Here is a 16,977-nt window from a genome sequence, read left to right on the forward strand (position 1 = left end):
ACCCGGCCGACCATCACCGCGACCGGCGTGGCCGCCCGTGCGCCCCAGTGGGCGCGGAGGGATTCACAGCGTTTCCCGGGGGCGAACAAATCCGTATCCACGCCACGTTCTAGCAGATGGACGTTTTCAAAGCCCTCGTTGCCGAGTCGTTCCACCATGTCCCGCGAGGGCGTCAGCGTGCAATCCGCGCGCTGATGGAAATTTTTCAGATAGGCCATCGCCATCGGGTGGAATCCGCCCATGCCGTATTGCGCCATGTATTGGTGGAAGTTCGTGTGGAATCCGGAGGCCACCGGGATGCCCAGCGCGTTGGCGGCCTTGAGCGCGGACTTTCCTAACGGGCTTTCCGTGGCGACGTAGATCGCGTCCGGGCGTCTCTTCAACCAGCGGGCTTTGAGCTCGAAAGGTTTCGGCAGGCCCACGCGCACTTCCTTGTATCCGGGAAGCGGGACGGCGGCGACGCAGGTTTCTCCCGCTTTGGCCGAGGCTCCGGTGTGAATCACATGCACCCGGTGTCCCCGCTGGCGCAGGCCGTCAGTCAGGCGTCCCAAGGTCATCGCGACTCCGTTCACATCGGGAGAGAAGGTATCCGTCACAATATCGATTTTCATGATGGTTTGGATGGAATGATTGTAAGCGATCCCAGCCAACAGGATCTCCGTCCAACCGGCGCAACTGTTTTTTGGGTCAATTTCGTCACAATTTGCGGAACCATGATTTCAAAAATAAAACCCCGCCCGGACGAGCCGGGCGGGGTTTCGGTGGTTAGTGAGGAGCGGTCAGGCGATCACTGGGGGAGAATGATGCGATAGAACTCCTTGTTTTCGACTTTCGGGAAGCTCGCTTCGAGATCCGCATCGGCGGGTTCCCAGCCACCGAGGGTGGTGGATTTCTGAAGCGGCAGGGTGAGCGTGACGTTCGCGCCACTCGCCTGGATGAGCAGGTTCCCGGTGCCGCGCAGGTCCTGGATGGAACCGGCGGTGTAGAGGCTGAAGGCGGAGGGGTTCGAGGTCACGTCGGCCTGTCCCGCCGTGCGCGTCGCCCCCGCGGCCGAAGCCAGGTCCGGCTGGGTGAGCATCAGGCTCGGGCTGCGGCCGATGGCGAGCATGCCGGGCGAGAACGCGTTGAGCGTGAGGACTTCACCCGCGGTGTAAGGCAGGACCGTGTCGCTGCGGACGGCCGTGCGCTGGATCCGGAGGTCCAGTGCGGCGGCGGTGTCTGCGGTGTTGTAAGCGGTGCCGGCCGTCGGGTGCTTCGAGCTGAAGAATGCGGCGAGCGTCGCTTGTTCACCCACGGCATTTCCCGGGAGCTGAGGAGCGGCGGTGAAGTCAGTGCTTTCGTCAAGCGCGGGTCCGAGCGTGTTGTCCGCTAGAATATAGCGGAAATTCTCGCCGTTGGCCTTCACGGGATAATCGTCACCGTTGTTGGCGAGGAAATTCAGCGTCACCACCTGGATTGTGGCCGGTGCGTTCGAAACGATGGCTCCGTTTTGATAGATCGCGGCGGATGGCAGACCGTCCTCGCCGATGAGCGAGATGGTGAGGATGCGGCTGTTGGCCGGAAGCGACGAGTCCCAGGCGAAGGCGACTCCGCCGACCTGCGGGAAGCGGCCTTGGTTCGGCCACGACGCGACGCCGTGTTCGAGCAGGGTTTTCAATCCGGCGGGTGTGGTGTCGAAGGCGATGAGCTTGTTGTTGAAGCGCAGGGCGTTTTCGATATCGAGCTGGGAGACTCCGCCTTCCGGCTTGCCGACGGCCGGATTGGCTGGCGGCGGGAGCTTCAGGGCACTGCCGCCGGCGCTGGAAACCGCGCCGATCTGGGCGCGGATGCCGCCGCTGTTCTTGAAGGAAACGATGGGAGCCGTACCGCCGATGATCGCGCGGAGGGCGTTGGAATTCGCATCCGCGGTGATGTCGCCGAGGTTGGTTTCCTCGCTGCGGACGAACGAGCGCTCGCCTTCCAGATAGACATTGGTGATGCCGTAAACGGTGCCGTCCTTGAGGCTGATGACGCCTTGCACGGCATCGGTGATGGCCTTGACCTTCGCCCCCTTGGTGCCTGCGGCGAATGCCGTGGTGGGAAGGTTGGCTTCGGACACTCCCCATGCGGCGGCGACGTTGGCGGCGGTGGAGGCATAGGCTCCGTTTTCAGCAACGCGGTCCGCGAGTTCCGGCGTGATGATTTGGCCGAAGGCGTCGAAGTCCACGACAAGGCGGCCCAGATAGGTGAACTCGTTGTCGGTGTTGACGATGAGTGTCGGCTTGCCGTCCGTGCCCGCGGTGACGAGCGGATAGAGGCCCGCGAAATCGGCACCATGTCCGGCGAAGGCAACTGCGACGTCATCGGCATCGCCGAGGCGCGTGTTCGATCCGGCGGCGAGGATGATGTCCACACCGCTGAGTTTGGTGGCGAGCAACTGCTCGTTGGCGATCTGCTGAAGGTGGGCCATCAGCACGATTTTGTTCACTCCTTCCGCAGCGAGTTCGTTGATGTAGGGCTGGATCTGCGAGGCGAGCAGGTCCATGTCGTCCATCTCGCCATTCGGTCCCGCGCCGGTGGGGAAGCCTTTGATTTCGGTTCCGCTCGGTGAGGAGATGGTTTCGATGAGCTGGGTGGTCACGCCGACAAGGCCGATTTTCTGGCCGCCCTTGGTGATGACGGCGGTGGGGACGAGCTTGTTTTTGTTCACTGAGGACTCGGGAACCAGGCTGGTGGTTCCATTGAGCGGGACATCGACGAAACGGCCGTTAGCGGCGCTGTCTGCGGAGTAGTCGAGGTTCAGCGAGATGAGGGGGAACTGCGCTCCGAGCCACAATCCGTCCGGGCGGATGGCGTCGGTGAAGACGGCGGTGCCGAGGTCCCATTCGTGGTTTCCGATGGCGGAGGCTTCCACGCCGATTTCGTTGTGGATGGCGATGTCCGGGCGGGCGAAGGCGGTTTTTCCGATGGAAGGAACCGCATTGAGCGCCGGGTCCGTTCCTGCGTTCAGGAAGGGACTCGGGATGAAGTTGTCACCACCGGCAAGGATCAGCGTGTTCGGATGGGTGCCGTCGAAGGCGTCCACCAGAGCGGCGAGATTGGGCGCGGTCTGCGAGGCTAACAATCCGGCCTCGGCATCGGCAAGGTGGAGGACTTGCAGCGTGTAGGGAGCCACCGAGTAGAACGTGAGCGTGTTGCTGGTTTCGTTGGTCACTGCGATCATCGGCTGGCCGTTAGGGGAGTCGGCTTTGGAGATGAAGGTGATGCCTTCCGGGTTTGCGTCGGTGGCGTTGGCTGCCATTCCGGCGTAGGTGACGGCGGCGGGATTGGTGACATCGAAGGCGGCCACGCTGCGGGCGCGTTCGAGGGTGACGAAGGCATAGGTGCGGCCATCGATCTCGCCGGTGGTCACGCCTTCGGGTTCGATGCTCTTCGCATCGCTGCGACCGTCATCGAAGAAGGGCGTGCCGATGGCGGTCAGTTTCTGATCGAGGAGAGCACCGCTGTCATAGATGCGTGTTCCTGTGGAATCGAGGATCGAAATCGAGCGTCCGCCGTAGGAGAGGATCCGGTCGATGTCGCCGTCGCCATCGGTGTCACCGCGCAGGCCGGGTGCGTTGGAAACGACGAGCTTGCCCAAGCTGGTGTTGGCCTTGAGAGCGGCGGCGGCTGGAAACGCGGTGGGATCCAGAACGTAGCCGGCGTTGGAGACGGTGGTGGTTTCCGTGAGGAAGTCGTTTCTGTCATCCCCTTCGTTGGCGGTGATGTAGTAGGTGTTTCCACCCGCGCTGAAGGAGGTGATGGCGTCCGGCATGTAGAGACCGAAGACCGGTCTGCCGGTGGCAAGGTTGGCTCCGCCGTCAGCATCGCTGAAGTCCGCTAGCAGAGTGCTATAGTCTTTTTCTCCTAGAGGAACGATGGAGGTGAAGGTGGCGGAGGCGATGTCCAACAGGGCGACCGCATTGGCTTCCTGCAGGGTGACCATGGCCTTGGTGCCATCCGCTGAAACGGCGACGTATTCCGGCTCGAAGTCCACGGAGGGTGCCTTGAGCACACCCGGGCTGGCTTCGAAAATGCGGACACCCGCGGCTTTCAGTGCGGCGGCGCTGGCATCGAATGAAGTGAAACCGACGACAGTGGCGACGGGAGTGTTGATGTTGGACACATCAATGATGCTCACCGAGCCGGGGGCCGGGTCGAGTCCGAGGGGGAGCATTTCGCCTTCGTCGGCGGTGAGCACCTTGGTGCCGTCCGGTGTGAAGGTGAGGCTGTCGGGAAGCACGCCGACCTGCACCTTGCTGATGAATGAACCATCGGCGGCGTTGAGGAAGACGACGTGGCCAGGGAGGTCCTTGGTGGTGTTAGGGATGGCGACGGCGACCTTGCCGTTGAAGACATCCACGCTGGTGACGTCGTTGCTGTTGAGGCCGATCGCTGGAGTTTTGAAATCCACGATGCTGAGCAACTGCGGCGAGGCGGGATTGCTAGCGTCCACGATCTGGAGACCGAAGTTGGACGTGACGAACATCCGTTTGCTGGCCGCATCGTAGGAAGAGATCTCCGAACCGAAGAGGCTCAGCGATGAGATTTTCCGCATGCGGAGTTCACCCGCCGGAACCACCGTGGCATCCGGAGTGATGACGGCGGGAGTCGGAGGAACGTAGGCGAGCGGGAAAAGTCCGTTAGTGCCGGGAGAGCCGATGCTCGTGATGGATCCGGATTGCGAACGGACATTGAGGCTTCCGACGGCTGGCGGGACATACACCGGGCTGGCGGTGGAAACTCCGTCCCACACGGCCGAAACCGCATCCCCGAAGGCGGAACCGGCGGAGGGTCCGGCATGGCCGCCGAGCGGGGCGGTTGCGCCGGGGCGGGCGAAGGGTTGCAGCGTGATGGAATTGGCGGTGAACGCGGCGCTCTTGTAGTTGAATGACGCGATGACGTTGTTAGCCGTATCGAAAAGGATCACGGCGTCGTTGCCGCCCAGTCCGGGTCCGCCGGTGGCGACTACGGTGACATCGCCGCGGAGATTCCAAGCGGTCTTGAACGCGGCCTCGGTTCCTGCGGTTCCGTTGCTCACGACGAGCACGCCGCCTGCGGGAATCGAGATGTTGCCGAAGGTGGCGCCGGATGCGGGAGTCAGGGAGTCATCGTCCCATTTCCATCCGGTGAGGTCCATGGTGGAGGCTCCGGTGTTGTGGAGTTCGAAGAAGTCGCCGCCGTTGGCGTTGGAGTTGACCTCGGTGATAATGATGTCCGCTTGTGTGAGCGGGGTGGATGCCGCGAGTCCGCCCAAGCAGAGGGCCGCGATCTGGAATTGGAGTTTTCGTTGTTTCATGGTTGCCGATGTTTGAGAGGCATCGGCAAGCTATGAATCGGCTGGCTTCTCCCAACGGAAATCCTGTTACAAACAAGTCACACGTGTGGCTGACTTGTCACACGGAAAGTTGGCACGGCTCATTTTTCGCCATTTTGTCAAGATTCCGCTTTTTCGGATCGATCTTCCTCGTGCGGAGAATCGTCACAATTGAGAGATTGTCTGGGATCTCATCCGTGAGTGACAATGCTGTAGCAAGATTTTGCTTGTCCTGCCAACTTCGGACCAAGCGGACCCTAACCCACCAAACTTATGAATGATTTATCAGAAAAACAACCCGCTGACGAAAAGCAAACCCAGTTGCAGGCGGCGAGAGCCGATTTCAAGCAAGCCAAGGAGGCGGTTAAAGCGGCCCGTAAAACCGCGAGCCAGGCGAAGAAACAAGTGAGGTCACTCAAGGCGGATCTCAAGAAGACCGCAGCGAAGAAGCCGAAGAAGACCGGTAAATCCGACTGATGTTTCGATTGGACCAGCAGTCCGGAGCCTCAATCAGTGAACGAGTGGTGCGGGTTAGAGCAGATATTTCGACGCTTGTTCCACGTCCTTGTCGCTGCGGCCGGATAGGTTGGCGATGAGGATGCAGTCCTTTGGCAGACTACCGGCAATTTTCGAGACGTAGGCCGTTTGGTATTGCTCAGCTTCTTCCTCCAGTTCTTCCCGGAAATGATCCGCGACGGGCATCTCTACATTCTCCAAACCCCACTCTTCCGCGTCCGCAACAAGAAGGAAACCATCTACTGTTACGACGACAACGAGCGCCAGAAAGCCCTGGCGAAACTCGGCAAGGCCGCCGAGATCACGCGCTTCAAGGGCCTCGGTGAAATCTCGCCCGACGAGTTCAGCTTCATGATCGGCCCGGACATGCGCCTCGACCACGTCGGGTATGAGGAAGGCAAGGGCGTCAAGGAACTGCTGGCCTTCTACATGGGCAAGAACACGCCGGACCGCCAGGATTTCATCATCGAGAACCTCCGCGAAGACGTGGACAAGCAGGTGCAGGTGGCTTGAATCGAGATGAAACTCGCGAACTTGATGCTTGGAAGCGGTGCCTTGCTTTTGCAGGGTTTCGCTCATGCGCACCAAGGCGGTTTCATTGTTGCAGGAGTTGACGGAGGCTCATTCGGTCTCGGGGCATGAGGATGAGGTGAGGGCGATTTTCGTGGACGAGATGGGGGAGTGCGGCGAGCTGTCGGCGGACCGGAACGGCTCGGTTTTTTGTGAAACGGGCGACGAAGGGCCGCGGGTGCTGGTGGCGGGGCACATGGATGAGGTGGGTTTCCTGGTGCAGAACATCACGCCGGACGGGTTCATCCAGTTTCTGGGGATCGGCGGGTGGTGGGAGCATAATCTGCTGTCGCAGCGGGTGGAAATTTTGACGCGCGGGGGGGAGAAGGTGCTGGGGGTGGTGGCGTCGCGGCCGCCGCATTTCCTGCCGGAGGCGCAGCGGCGGCAGGTGATGACGATCGACCAGATGTTCGTCGACGTGGGGGCGGAGTCGCGGCGGGACGTGGTGGAGAATTTCAGGATTTCGTTAGGCGATCCGATCGCGCCGGTGTCGGCGTTCACGGCGATGGGGCGGGAGGATTTGTTCATGGCGAAGGCGTTCGACAACCGGGTGGGGATGGCGGGGGCGATCCAGACGGGGCAGATTCTGGCGCAGTCGGCGCATCCTAACCGGCTGATCCTGTGCGGGACGGTGCAGGAGGAGGTGGGGCTTCGCGGGGCGAAGACGGCGGCGAATTTCGCGAAGCCGGATGTGGCGGTCATTCTCGAAGGACCGCCGGCGGATGACACGCCGGGATTCGCGAGGTCAGACTGCCAGGGCCGGTTAGGCGGCGGGGTGCAGATCCGTTTGTTCGATCCGTCGGCGATTACGAATCCGCGGCTGGCGCGGTTGGCGATCGAGACGGCGCGGGAGGATGGGATTCCCTATCAGGTGACGGTGCGGCGGAGCGGGGGGACGGACGCGGGTTCGTTCCATGTGGCGAACGAAGGGGTTCCGAGCATCGTGCTGGGCGTGCCGGCGCGCTACATTCACTCGCACAATGCGATCATCGATTTGAATGACTATCTGCACATGGTGGCGCTGGCGATCGCGCTGGTGAGGCGGCTGGATGATGAGACGGTGGAGGGCTTGGTCAGGTATCTGTAGGGGATTTTTGGCTGGCGCTCGTGGTGGGTTTGCGATTGTTTGAGATGATGAATCTCAACAAATCAAGGATGGGACTGCTTGCGGTCGGCATGATGGGCGTGGTGGGGATTTTGCCGGTGCGCGCGGCCCTGCCGACGATGACGGAAAAGCAATGGCTGGGTTATTTTGTGGGGGTGGAAAACAGGGCGTTCCAGTTCGGCTTCACTTCCGAGGGCAAGGCAATGATCAAGCCGGGAAAAAAAGGCGCGTGGGTGAGCAGTAAGTTGACAATTCCCGTGACTTTCAAAGTGTTGGAAACCATGCCGGACGGCAAAGTGGTGTCACGCCAAATCCAGCCTGAGTCGCTGGAGTCCGCCCAACCGGCGACAGACAAACCCCAGAATGTCGTGATCAAGGGCAAGGTCACGGGCGACGCGGGGTTTGAGATTTTTATCAACGAGGAGCGCGGAGGAATCTCGCTGGGCGGGCGCTTGCTGGAGCCGGGGACCTTGAAAAACCCGCTGAGATTTGCGATCGAATTGAAAATCCCCGATGTTTACGTCGATGCGAAGAAGAATGGCGACAAGAAGGCGGGGAAGGCGTTTGAGGAGAAAACCAAAAACGACCGGCTGCAGTTGGTTTGGACGGACAAGAAGCGTGTGAAGCAGTCTCTCACTGAAGCGGTGGATGCGGGCAGCGCGGAAATCAACGGCCCGGGAATCGCTGGCGTGCAACTCGAGCTTGGCGCGTATCATGGAAGGAAAATTGAAGTTATGGCCTCGGAAAACTCATCCATCACGCTTGAGAACAAGCCGCCTGCAGCGCTTGTCGAGGGCTTTTCCATGACTTGGACGGCGGATGTCGCGAAAGACCCGGAAGGTAAAGCGCGCCTCAGCTTCGGGATGAAGTGATGCTGGCAGCGAGGCATCACATGTCTGTTTGAAGGTTCGGCGGATTCGCGTGATTCGGGATTTGCATCTCCCGTCGGCTGGCTTGCAGGGCACTTTTTTGTTCGAGTGAACATCTTTTTCTTGCAAGTCGCCTTGCCTTCCGTCAGACCCTTGGCAACACCACACAACTCCCATGGCCGCCAAACAAACATCCGAAGAATCCGCCACCGAAAAACTCAACGAAGCCCGCAAGCGCAACTTGGATCTTGCGATCTCGCACATCCAGAAAGAGTTCGGTGAATCCGCCATCATGCGCTTGGGGGATGATCGCTGCGTCGATGTGGACGTCATTCCGACCGGAAATCTCCTCATCGACCGCGCCCTGGGTGTCGGCGGCTTCCCCTGCGGCCGGATTGTCGAAGTGTTCGGCCCGGAATCCTCCGGCAAGACCACGCTCACTCTCACGGTCATCGCCCAAGCCCAAAAACGCGGGGGGCTCGCGGCTTTCATCGACGTCGAGCACGCTCTCGATCCCCAATACGCCCGCAAGCTCGGCGTGAATCTCGACGACCTTCTCGTTTCCCAGCCATCATCCGGTGAGGAAGCCCTCCAAATCTGCGAAGCGCTGGTCCGCTCCAATGCGATCGCGGTCATCGTGCTGGATTCCGTTGCCGCCTTGGTCACCAAGCAGGAGCTCGACGGCGAAATCGGCGACTCGACCGTGGGTGCGCAGGCCCGCCTGATGAGCGCCGCGATGCGGAAGCTCACCGCCCTGATTTCCAAGGCGCAGACCGTCTGTATTTTCACCAACCAGATTCGCGAGAAAATCGGCGTGATGTTCGGCAACCCCGAAACCACCCCCGGCGGCCGGGCGCTCAAGTTCTTCTCCTCCGTCCGCGTCGATATCCGCCGGATCGGGGCGATCAAATCGACCGACGGCACGGTCACGGGCAACCGCACCAAGGTGAAAATCGTCAAAAACAAGGTCGCCGCCCCGTTCACCGAGGCCGAATTCGACATCATGTATAACGAGGGGATTTCCTCGACCGGTTCGCTGCTCGATCTGGCGTTGGAAATGGAAATCGTCCAGAAGCGCGGCTCGTGGTTCAGCTACAACGGCACCCAGCTCGCCCAAGGTCGCGACGCCGCCAAGGAGCTGCTTAAGGGAGATCCGGTCATTTACGCCGACATCGAGTCCAAGGTCAAAGAGGGCCTTGAAGCGAAAAAGAAGAAATAATCAGGCGGGAAGAATCGCGCTGCCGATGAGGCACTCGTCCGCGCCGAGATCTTTCTAAACCCGACTTGAGGCTTGACGGCAGGCTTGCTTTTGGTAAGCCTGCGGCGTCTGGCGATTGATTTCCAATCATTTGTCGGTCGCCGAGCACCTCCCCGAGGAACTTCCTCTCCATCATTGCGTGGGCTCGGAAAATTCGTCTGAACACCGACCTTCCCACCGCTATGGACTGGACCTCACCTCTTTGGTATGCCTCGTATATTGTTGTTCTCGTCGGCCTCGCGGGCTACGGCTCGCACCGGCTGACGATCGTATTTCTCTATTTGAAACACTCGCGGAAGCATCCGGAGCCCAAGGAGTTGTTCAAGGAGTTGCCGCTGGTGACCATCCAGCTGCCGGTTTTCAATGAAATGCACGTGGTGGACCGCCTGCTGGCTTCCGTCTCCGCGCTGGATTACCCGCAGGACAAGATGCAGATCCAGCTGTTGGACGACTCGACGGATGAGACCGTCGAAATCTGCCGGGCCGGGATTGAAAGTCTGAAGGCTCGCGGATTCGACGCCGAGCACATTCACCGGACGGACCGCACCGGCTACAAGGCGGGCGCGCTTGAAAACGGCACTCGTTTCGCCAAGGGCGAGTATCTTCTTATTCTCGACGCCGACTTCGTCCCCAATCCCGACCTGCTTCAGGAAACGATCCATTATTTCTCCGATGACAAGATCGGCATGATCCAAACGCGTTGGGGGCATCTCAACCGGACGTTCAACGTGCTGACCCGCATCCAGGCGATGTTCCTGGACGGCCACCTCGAGCTCGAGCAAACCGCCCGCAATCGCTCCGGGCGGTTTTTCACCTTCAACGGCACCGGCGGCATTTGGCGGAAATCCTGCATCGCCGACGCCGGCGGCTGGGAGCACGACACGCTCACCGAGGACATGGACCTCAGTTATCGGGCGCAGCTCAAGGGCTGGCGCTTCATTTTCCTCAACGATGTGGAAACCCCGGCCGAACTGCCGGTGGACATGGACGGCTTCAAGAGCCAGCAACACCGCTGGACCAAGGGCTCGATCCAGGTTTGCAAAAAGGTGCTCCCCGCGATTTGGAAGAGCGACGTGCCGTTGTTCATCAAGATGGAGGCCACGGCCCATCTCACTTCGAACTTCGCCTATCTGCTTCTCATCTGCCTTTGCTTCCTGATTTATCCGAACCAACAGGCCCAGCCGGATTTCGGGAAGCTGACGACTTACATCGTCAACGTTCCGATTTTCTTCTTCGCTTCGGTGTCGGTGATCGTGTTCTACCTGGTGGCCCAGAAGGCGCTTCGTCCGGGTTCCTGGTGGCGCGAGATTCCCTATCTGCCCCTGCTTCTGGCGCTTGGCATCGGGATGTCGATCAGCAACGCCAAGGCCGTGCTTGAGGCGCTTTGCAACCATCAATCCGCCTTCGTCCGCACCCCGAAATACGGGATCGACCAGGTGAAGCGCCAGGACTGGAAGAAGAGCAGCTACAAGGCGATGAAAACGCTCACCCCCTTCGTCGAGTTGCTGTTCGGCTTCTTTTTCCTGTTCGTCGTCGTCGAGGCGGCGATGAAAGCGAATTGGTCCTCCGCGATTCTTCTCCTTCCATTCCCCGTCGGTTTCTTCTATACGTCACTGTCGTCGCTCGTGCGCTTGTTGCCGTCCGGTGCGGAGGCGCCCGCTGCCAAGACCGTGAATCGTAAAGCCCCATGACAGAACCATGACCGGAATCCCCAAGCCGCGCGTTCTGTTTTTCGCGTCTCTCAGCCTTCTGGCGGCTGTCGGGCTCACCGGTTGCGGCTCCAATTCGTTCTCGTTCGGCGGTGATACCCATAACAAAATGATCGTCAGCGTGCGCGATCAGAAAATGCTTCTGGTTCGCGACGGCACTCCGGTCAAATCCTACAGGATTTCGACCTCCAAGTTTGGCATTGGTGACCGGCCAGGCAGCAACTGCACGCCGCTCGGGCGACTGCAGGTGGCCAAAAAAATCGGCGACAACGCCGCGATTGGCAGCGTTTTCAAAAGCCGCCGCCCCACCGGAGAAGTCATCAAACCCAACGCCCCCGGCCGTGACCCTGTCGTCACCCGGATCCTTTGGCTCACCGGCACCGAGTCGCGGAATCAAAACGCCTTCCGCCGGACCATTTACATCCACGGAACTCCCGAGGAACGCCGCCTGGGCTCGCCCGCGTCCTACGGTTGCATCCGCATGGGCAGCCGCGATGTCGCCGACCTCTACAGCAGAATCGGCACGGGTGCCGATGTCTTCGTGATCCGCGGTTCCATCCAGACGAAAAGCGAAAACCAAGCCTCGGCATCCTTGTGAAAAGGCGGCGCCTCACCGGCAGCCGTATTTTTCCTGTTTCAGGTGTTGTCGTTAGTCCTGAAAAGGAATAAAGCTCGGCCATGGCCGACGAGTATTCCGATACAACCCCCGCATGGATTGAAACGAGCGCCCTGACCGCGCCCGCGCTGCTAGGAGCGGCGGCGGGCCTGCTGCTGGGAGATTTGATGCACCGCGGCGCGCGGCGCGGAGTCGGAATCGGCTTGGGCGCGTTGGGCATCGCTGCCTTGTTGCCGTTCGTTGTCGGCGGCGTCACCGGCCTGGTGACGGGCCCGCGCAGCAAGCTCGGAGTGCGCCGCAAGATCCAACGCATCCGCGATGCGGGCATCGTGTCCCCGGATTACAACGACGTGGAGGAAGCGCTGCGCGAGCAAGGACTCATCTGATCTCATGCGAATCGCGGTCACCGGGACCGGCGGGCGGGTAGGGGCGGCCCTGGCCCGTCATTTCTCGACGAACCACAAAGTCATTTCGCTGCCGCGCGGTCTTTGCGATCTGGCAAATCCGGAATCACTGGCGAGAACCTTGGATCAACTCGACTGTGACGTTTTCATCAATCCGGCGGGCATAACGTCGCTCGAAGCGTGTGAGGACGACCCCGCGCTGGCGATGCGGGTCAACGCCGAAGCACCCGGAGAAATCGCGGCATGGGCGGCGACGCGCGGTGTTTCCGTTTTCCATTTCAGCACGGACTACGTGTTCGCCGGCGAGTCGCCGGGCCTCCGCAGCGAGGCCGAAATTCCGGAACCTCTCAGCGTCTACGGTCGCAGCAAGCTCGCCGGGGAGCGTGCGGTGTTAGCCGTGCCGGGAAATTGCGTGGTCCGGATCTCCTGGGTGTTCGGTCCGGAAAAACCCTCCTTCGTCGATCAGGTTTTCGACGCCGCGCTCGCCGGTCGCCCGCTGGTCGCGGTGGCCGATAAGTTCTCACTGCCCACCTGTAGCGGCGATCTGGCAACATGGATGGAGCGACTCGTCGCGCTGAAAACCACGGGAGTCGTCCACGCCTGCAACTCCGGCGAGCCCGTTAGCTGGCATGGCATGGCCACCACCGTGGTCGGGGAAATGGTGGCTTGTGGTGCTCTCACAGAGATTCCGGAAATCCAAAAGCAAGCGCTCGCCGGGATCGCCGCGTTCCGCGCCGTGCGGCCGCGATTCACGGCGATGGACACCCGCCGCCTCTCGGAAATCCTCGGCCAGCCCCCGCGCCATTGGCGGGAGGCGCTGGCGGAACACGTGCGCTACCGGGTTGGCGGAAATTTCACCCGCGCGATGACCGGGAAATGATCGGAAACCATCGGCTGGTCGCCTGAAACAATCTCCGCCGCCCCGATCTCGGCGCCGCGGCTGACCAGAATGTGATCCACCTTGATCAAGCCCTCGCGGCTATCGCTCCAGAAATGCAACGTCCGGCGGTTCTTCTCTCCGGCGTGCAAGGTCTGATAGGCATCGAGCAGGCCGTTCGGCCAGATTTGCTCGGAGCCGGCGAGCCGGGCGCGCCGGCCGGTCAGGTAGATCATCCCCGGATTCGACTCGACCGAGTTGAAGTCGCCGATCAGCGCCACCGGTTCGTCCGCATGCTCCCGCCCGTCGATCCGTTTGGAAATCAGCATGGCTGCCCGCTCGCGCGATCCCTGATGGCGGTGATCCCAGTGCGTGTTGAAAACATAGAATCCGCGCCCCGTCGCGAGGTCCACCAGCCGCAGCCACGCCGCCACCCGCGGGATCTCGTTTCCCCAGGTCCGCGAGCCCGCATGCTCCGGCGTGTCGGACAGCCAGAAGGTCCCGCAGTCCGTCGCATCCGACCGGAAACGCTCGCGTTGATAGAAAATCCCGGAATACTCGCCGTCCTGTTTGCCATCCTCACGGCCCACGCCGAAGAATTCGTAATCCGGCAGCGACGCCCACAAATCCGCCGCCTGCCCGTGCTGGGCCTCCTGCACGCCGATGCAATCCGGCCGCTGCCTGCGGATCATCCGCACCGCTCCTGCAACGCGTTCCCGCCACGAGCGCGAGTCGCGGTCCTCGGGGGACTCGTAGCGCACGTTGAAGCTCATCAAATCCAGCTCCACGACGCCATCCGCCCGCACAGGCAACGCTTTGGGCGGACTCGACGCGCGGCTCCGCTGGCAGGCGCACAGGCCGCCAAGCCCCGCCAAAACACAGATCCACAGCAACAGGAATTTCATCAATTGCGGGGCCAATTTACATGCCGTGCCGCATCCGGAAAGGGCTGGCACAAAAAAAGACCGCTTCCATGATGGAAGCGGTCTTTTCATTGAAGTGGATTCGATCGGCTCAGTTAGCGGCGGCCAAGGCGGGAGCGATGACGTTCACGCGGCGGCCTTCCTTGTCGAAGAACACGCGGCCATCGACGAGAGCGAAGAGCGTGTGGTCACGACCGCAACCGACGCCAAGGCCCGGATGCACTTTGGTGCCGCGCTGGCGGATGATGATGTTTCCGGCGATCACGGCTTGGCTGCCGAATTTTTTCACGCCGAGGCGCTTGCTGCGGGAATCGCGACCGTTCTTGACGGAACCTTGTCCTTTTTTATGGGCCATAAAAGTGGGGAAATGAAGTGGTTGGAAATTAGCCGGCGATCGAGGTGATCTCGAGCGTGGTCAGGCTGCGGCGGAAGCCTTTGGTTTTGTGGAAGCCTTTGCGGCGCTTGAACTTGAAGGCAACGCCCTTGGGTCCGCGGTATTGGTTGATGACCTTGGCGGTCACCGAAGCGCCGGCCACGAGCGGAGCGCCGATTTTCACGGTCTCGCCTTCGCCGACGATCAAGACGTCAAACGTGATTGTCGAATCGACTTCGGCATCGAGCTTCTCGACATCGAATTTGTCGCCTTCTTGGATGCGGTATTGTTTACCGCCGGTTTTGATCACTGCGTAGGCCATGGCCGTTTGGGAATAAAAGTTGATCCACCCCTGTGGGCGGGCGGGGAGAACAGCACGCCGCCCCCCCCTGCGCAAGATTTTTTTATGGTGATTCCGAGTTTTCGAAAAAATCGCCCGTCCACCCTTCCGTTTGGGTCGCCGGACGGACTTTCCCTGGCCAGCTTTCTGGGTTGCATCCGGGTGGGCGTTGCAAAACGATGGGCGCGACCCCAATTGAAAATGACATCCGGAAAAGTATTCATCGCCGTGGATTTAGGTGCAGGCAGCGGTCGCGTGATCGCCGCGAAGACGGATTTCTCCAAGCTGGAGCTTGAGGAAATCCACCGTTTCGACAATCTGGGGACGGATCTGCCGGGCGGATCGTTTTGGAACCTCGTCGGGCTTTACCGCGAGATTCTCGAAGGTCTGCGCCGCGCGGTGGAGCGGCACGGCGAGAATATCGTCTCGATCGGCATCGATACCTGGGGCTGCGATTTCGGACTGGTGGATGAAAACGGCGAGCTGTTGGGAATGCCGCACCAATACCGCGACCCGCGCTTCGAGGGCATGGCGGAGGCGATGCACGCGATTTTGCCCGATGCGGAAATTTACGCGCAGACCGGACTCAAGACGAATTTCTATAACAGCTCGCTGCACCTGCTGGCGGAGGCGCGCAAGAAGAGCCCGGCCCTGCTGAATGCGGAGCGCCTGCTCTTCGTGCCGGATCTGCTGGCGTATTGGCTGACCGGCAGGCAGGCGGTCGAGCGGACGGTCGCCTCGACCTCGCAATTGATCGACCCGCGCACCGGCGGCTGGGCGTGGGGCGTGATCGACGCGCTGGGCTTGCCGCGCAAGATCTTCGGCGAAGTGGTCGCGCCGGGCACCGTGCTCGGGCCGATCCGTGAGGAGGTGGCCGCGTTCATCGGCCGGGCCGGCATTCCGGTGGTGGCCACGGCTTGTCACGACACGGCTGCGGCGGTGGCGGGCATTCCGATGATCGGCAGCGGAAACCTTTGGTTGTCCTCGGGCACGTGGTCGATCATGGGCGTGGAGGCGGCCGAGGCGATCACCACGCCGGAGGCGTTCGAGCTGGGATTCTGCAACGAGCTCGGAGTGGATGGCAGCGTCCGGTTTTTGAAAAACATCAGCGGCCTGTGGCTCATCCAGGAATGCAAACGCCAGTGGGAACTCGACGGCGAGAAATTCGGCTACGCGGAAATGGCGGAAATGGCGAACGACGCCGAGCCCTTCACCGCCTTCATCGATCCGGACGACGCGAGCTTCGCCAGCCCCGGCGAAATGCCCGCCAAGATCCGCGCTTACTGCGAGAAAACCGGCCAGCCCGTCCCCGCCGACCACGGCCAGATCCTGCGGGTGGCCAGCGAATCGCTCGCTCTCAAATACCGCGTCGTTTACGACCGCGTCCGCAAACTAACGGGCCGCGATTTCACCCGCCTGCATGCGGGTGGCGGCGGAATTCAAAACGAGCTGCTCAGCCAGGCGACGGCCAACGCGCTCGGAATCGAGGTGATCGCCGGTCCGGTGGAAGCCACGTCTTGCGGCAACGTCATCACCCAGATGGTGGGGACCGGTCATTTGCCGGACATCAAGACCGGGCGGGATTTGATCCGGCGCTCGTTCGAGTTCCGGCTTTTCGCACCCGGTGATTCCGTCGCGTGGGAGGCGGCGTTCGTGCGCTTCAAGGCGGTGATCGGTCTGGACTGAGGCTCAGGGAACCGGCACGACCGGCATCAGGAATAGCTCTTCGCGCCCCAACTTCTTGGAAACCCCGGCAATCCCCGCGAGTGGATTCCTATCCGGCACGAAGCCGCCAGACAGGTGGGAAACAGGGATTACATGCAGGACAGCAAGGACCGGCTCAGGCGGTTTGTCGAACTTTGCGGAAGATGCGGCCAAACCTGCCGAAGACAAGAATCCGGGGAAGGAAGCCGCAAATCCCAGGCATTCTCCACGGTTTCACCCGGTTGGGGGATCACGGCTTTTTCATTTGAAGTCATTGTTGCAGACCATGTTGTAGGGGATGGAGGATTTCGTGCCTGAGAGCTCGAAGATCGCCGGCCATGAGAGGTGGCTGGCGTGGCGGGCTTTGAGCGCGATGAG

Annotated in this window: 15 protein-coding genes and 1 pseudogene; 10 read left to right on the forward strand and 6 right to left on the reverse strand. The window is 61.1% G+C overall.

Annotated features, from left to right (window positions below):
* Window positions 1–611 (reverse strand): glycosyltransferase (locus AC4DF4_RS13755; protein ID WP_490048682.1); only part of this gene is annotated, 611 nt, incomplete at its 3' end.
* Between the two features lie 176 nt (window positions 612–787).
* Entirely contained in the window at window positions 788–5,317 is a 4,530-nt protein-coding gene (locus AC4DF4_RS13760) for a choice-of-anchor I family protein (RefSeq protein ID WP_490048683.1), read from the reverse strand.
* Window positions 5,318–5,608: 291 nt separating this feature from the next.
* On the opposite strand from AC4DF4_RS13760, the gene AC4DF4_RS13765 reads away from it, so the two are divergent.
* Window positions 5,609–5,812 (forward strand): hypothetical protein, encoded by a 204-nt coding sequence (locus tag AC4DF4_RS13765; protein ID WP_490048684.1) that lies wholly within the window; start codon window positions 5,609–5,611, stop codon window positions 5,810–5,812.
* A gap of 54 nt (window positions 5,813–5,866) precedes the next feature.
* Here the strand turns inward: AC4DF4_RS13765 and AC4DF4_RS13770 are convergent, their stop codons facing one another.
* Window positions 5,867–6,037 (reverse strand): hypothetical protein, encoded by a 171-nt coding sequence (locus tag AC4DF4_RS13770; protein ID WP_490048685.1) that lies wholly within the window; start codon window positions 6,035–6,037, stop codon window positions 5,867–5,869.
* Between AC4DF4_RS13770 and AC4DF4_RS13775 the strand changes: the two are divergent.
* From AC4DF4_RS13775 to AC4DF4_RS13810, 8 genes and pseudogenes are all read left to right on the forward strand, one after another.
* Window positions 5,978–6,364 (forward strand): annotated as a pseudogene (locus tag AC4DF4_RS13775) (type IIA DNA topoisomerase subunit B); the annotation flags it as partial. The gene AC4DF4_RS13770 and the pseudogene AC4DF4_RS13775 sit on opposite strands and share 60 nt — an antisense overlap.
* Before the next feature lie 64 nt (window positions 6,365–6,428).
* Window positions 6,429–7,508 carry a M42 family metallopeptidase gene (locus AC4DF4_RS13780; protein WP_490048686.1) on the forward strand — a complete coding sequence of 360 codons (1,080 nt, stop codon included), beginning with the start codon at window positions 6,429–6,431 and terminating at the stop codon, window positions 7,506–7,508.
* Between the two features lie 68 nt (window positions 7,509–7,576).
* The gene (locus AC4DF4_RS13785) at window positions 7,577–8,398 is read left to right on the forward strand and encodes a hypothetical protein (RefSeq protein WP_490048687.1); all 822 of its coding nucleotides are present in this window, start codon (window positions 7,577–7,579) and stop codon (window positions 8,396–8,398) included.
* A 172-nt stretch (window positions 8,399–8,570) separates the two neighbouring features.
* Complete coding sequence (gene recA, locus AC4DF4_RS13790) at window positions 8,571–9,614, forward strand: recombinase RecA (RefSeq protein WP_490048688.1); 1,044 nt, start codon at window positions 8,571–8,573, stop codon at window positions 9,612–9,614.
* Window positions 9,615–9,835: 221 nt separating this feature from the next.
* Window positions 9,836–11,344, forward strand: coding sequence for a cellulose synthase family protein (locus tag AC4DF4_RS13795; protein WP_490048689.1), 1,509 nt, complete (start codon window positions 9,836–9,838; stop codon window positions 11,342–11,344).
* 7 nt (window positions 11,345–11,351) lie between these two features.
* On the forward strand, window positions 11,352–11,960 hold the full coding sequence (locus AC4DF4_RS13800) for a L,D-transpeptidase family protein (protein ID WP_490048690.1): 609 nt from the start codon (window positions 11,352–11,354) through the stop codon (window positions 11,958–11,960).
* Between the two features lie 80 nt (window positions 11,961–12,040).
* Window positions 12,041–12,364 (forward strand): hypothetical protein, encoded by a 324-nt coding sequence (locus tag AC4DF4_RS13805; RefSeq protein ID WP_490048691.1) that lies wholly within the window; start codon window positions 12,041–12,043, stop codon window positions 12,362–12,364.
* Window positions 12,365–12,368: 4 nt separating this feature from the next.
* A complete protein-coding gene (locus tag AC4DF4_RS13810; RefSeq protein ID WP_490048692.1) occupies window positions 12,369–13,262 on the forward strand; it encodes an SDR family oxidoreductase in 894 nt (297 codons plus the stop codon).
* On the opposite strand, the gene AC4DF4_RS13815 is transcribed toward AC4DF4_RS13810, so the two are convergent.
* From AC4DF4_RS13815 to rplU, 3 genes are all read right to left on the reverse strand, one after another.
* Entirely contained in the window at window positions 13,217–14,164 is a 948-nt protein-coding gene (locus tag AC4DF4_RS13815) for an endonuclease/exonuclease/phosphatase family protein (RefSeq protein WP_490048693.1), read from the reverse strand. The genes AC4DF4_RS13810 and AC4DF4_RS13815 overlap by 46 nt on opposite strands.
* A 109-nt stretch (window positions 14,165–14,273) precedes the next feature.
* Entirely contained in the window at window positions 14,274–14,537 is a 264-nt protein-coding gene (rpmA, locus tag AC4DF4_RS13820; RefSeq protein WP_490048694.1) for a 50S ribosomal protein L27, read from the reverse strand.
* 28 nt (window positions 14,538–14,565) lie between these two features.
* Entirely contained in the window at window positions 14,566–14,877 is a 312-nt protein-coding gene (gene rplU / locus AC4DF4_RS13825) for a 50S ribosomal protein L21 (protein ID WP_490048695.1), read from the reverse strand.
* Window positions 14,878–15,096: 219 nt separating this feature from the next.
* Here rplU and AC4DF4_RS13830 point away from each other — a divergent pair, with 219 nt between their 5' ends.
* Window positions 15,097–16,581 carry a rhamnulokinase gene (locus AC4DF4_RS13830; RefSeq protein ID WP_490048696.1) on the forward strand — a complete coding sequence of 495 codons (1,485 nt, stop codon included), beginning with the start codon at window positions 15,097–15,099 and terminating at the stop codon, window positions 16,579–16,581.
* Window positions 16,582–16,977: the final 396 nt, after the last annotated feature.

This window comes from Luteolibacter sp., assembly GCF_058122085.1.

Bases quoted from the DNA above. Each gene is read 5' to 3' on its own strand.
- AC4DF4_RS13760 (WP_490048683.1), bottom strand. From the start codon at position 5,317: ATGAAACAACGAAAACTCCAATTCCAGATCGCGGCCCTCTGCTTGGGC.
- AC4DF4_RS13765 (WP_490048684.1), top strand. From the start codon at position 5,609: ATGAATGATTTATCAGAAAAACAACCCGCTGACGAAAAGCAAACCCAG.
- AC4DF4_RS13770 (WP_490048685.1), bottom strand. From the start codon at position 6,037: ATGCCCGTCGCGGATCATTTCCGGGAAGAACTGGAGGAAGAAGCTGAG.
- AC4DF4_RS13780 (WP_490048686.1), top strand. From the start codon at position 6,429: ATGCGCACCAAGGCGGTTTCATTGTTGCAGGAGTTGACGGAGGCTCAT.
- AC4DF4_RS13785 (WP_490048687.1), top strand. From the start codon at position 7,577: ATGGGACTGCTTGCGGTCGGCATGATGGGCGTGGTGGGGATTTTGCCG.
- recA (WP_490048688.1), top strand. From the start codon at position 8,571: ATGGCCGCCAAACAAACATCCGAAGAATCCGCCACCGAAAAACTCAAC.
- AC4DF4_RS13795 (WP_490048689.1), top strand. From the start codon at position 9,836: ATGGACTGGACCTCACCTCTTTGGTATGCCTCGTATATTGTTGTTCTC.
- AC4DF4_RS13800 (WP_490048690.1), top strand. From the start codon at position 11,352: ATGACCGGAATCCCCAAGCCGCGCGTTCTGTTTTTCGCGTCTCTCAGC.
- AC4DF4_RS13805 (WP_490048691.1), top strand. From the start codon at position 12,041: ATGGCCGACGAGTATTCCGATACAACCCCCGCATGGATTGAAACGAGC.
- AC4DF4_RS13810 (WP_490048692.1), top strand. From the start codon at position 12,369: ATGCGAATCGCGGTCACCGGGACCGGCGGGCGGGTAGGGGCGGCCCTG.
- AC4DF4_RS13815 (WP_490048693.1), bottom strand. From the start codon at position 14,164: ATGAAATTCCTGTTGCTGTGGATCTGTGTTTTGGCGGGGCTTGGCGGC.
- rpmA (WP_490048694.1), bottom strand. From the start codon at position 14,537: ATGGCCCATAAAAAAGGACAAGGTTCCGTCAAGAACGGTCGCGATTCC.
- rplU (WP_490048695.1), bottom strand. From the start codon at position 14,877: ATGGCCTACGCAGTGATCAAAACCGGCGGTAAACAATACCGCATCCAA.
- AC4DF4_RS13830 (WP_490048696.1), top strand. From the start codon at position 15,097: ATGACATCCGGAAAAGTATTCATCGCCGTGGATTTAGGTGCAGGCAGC.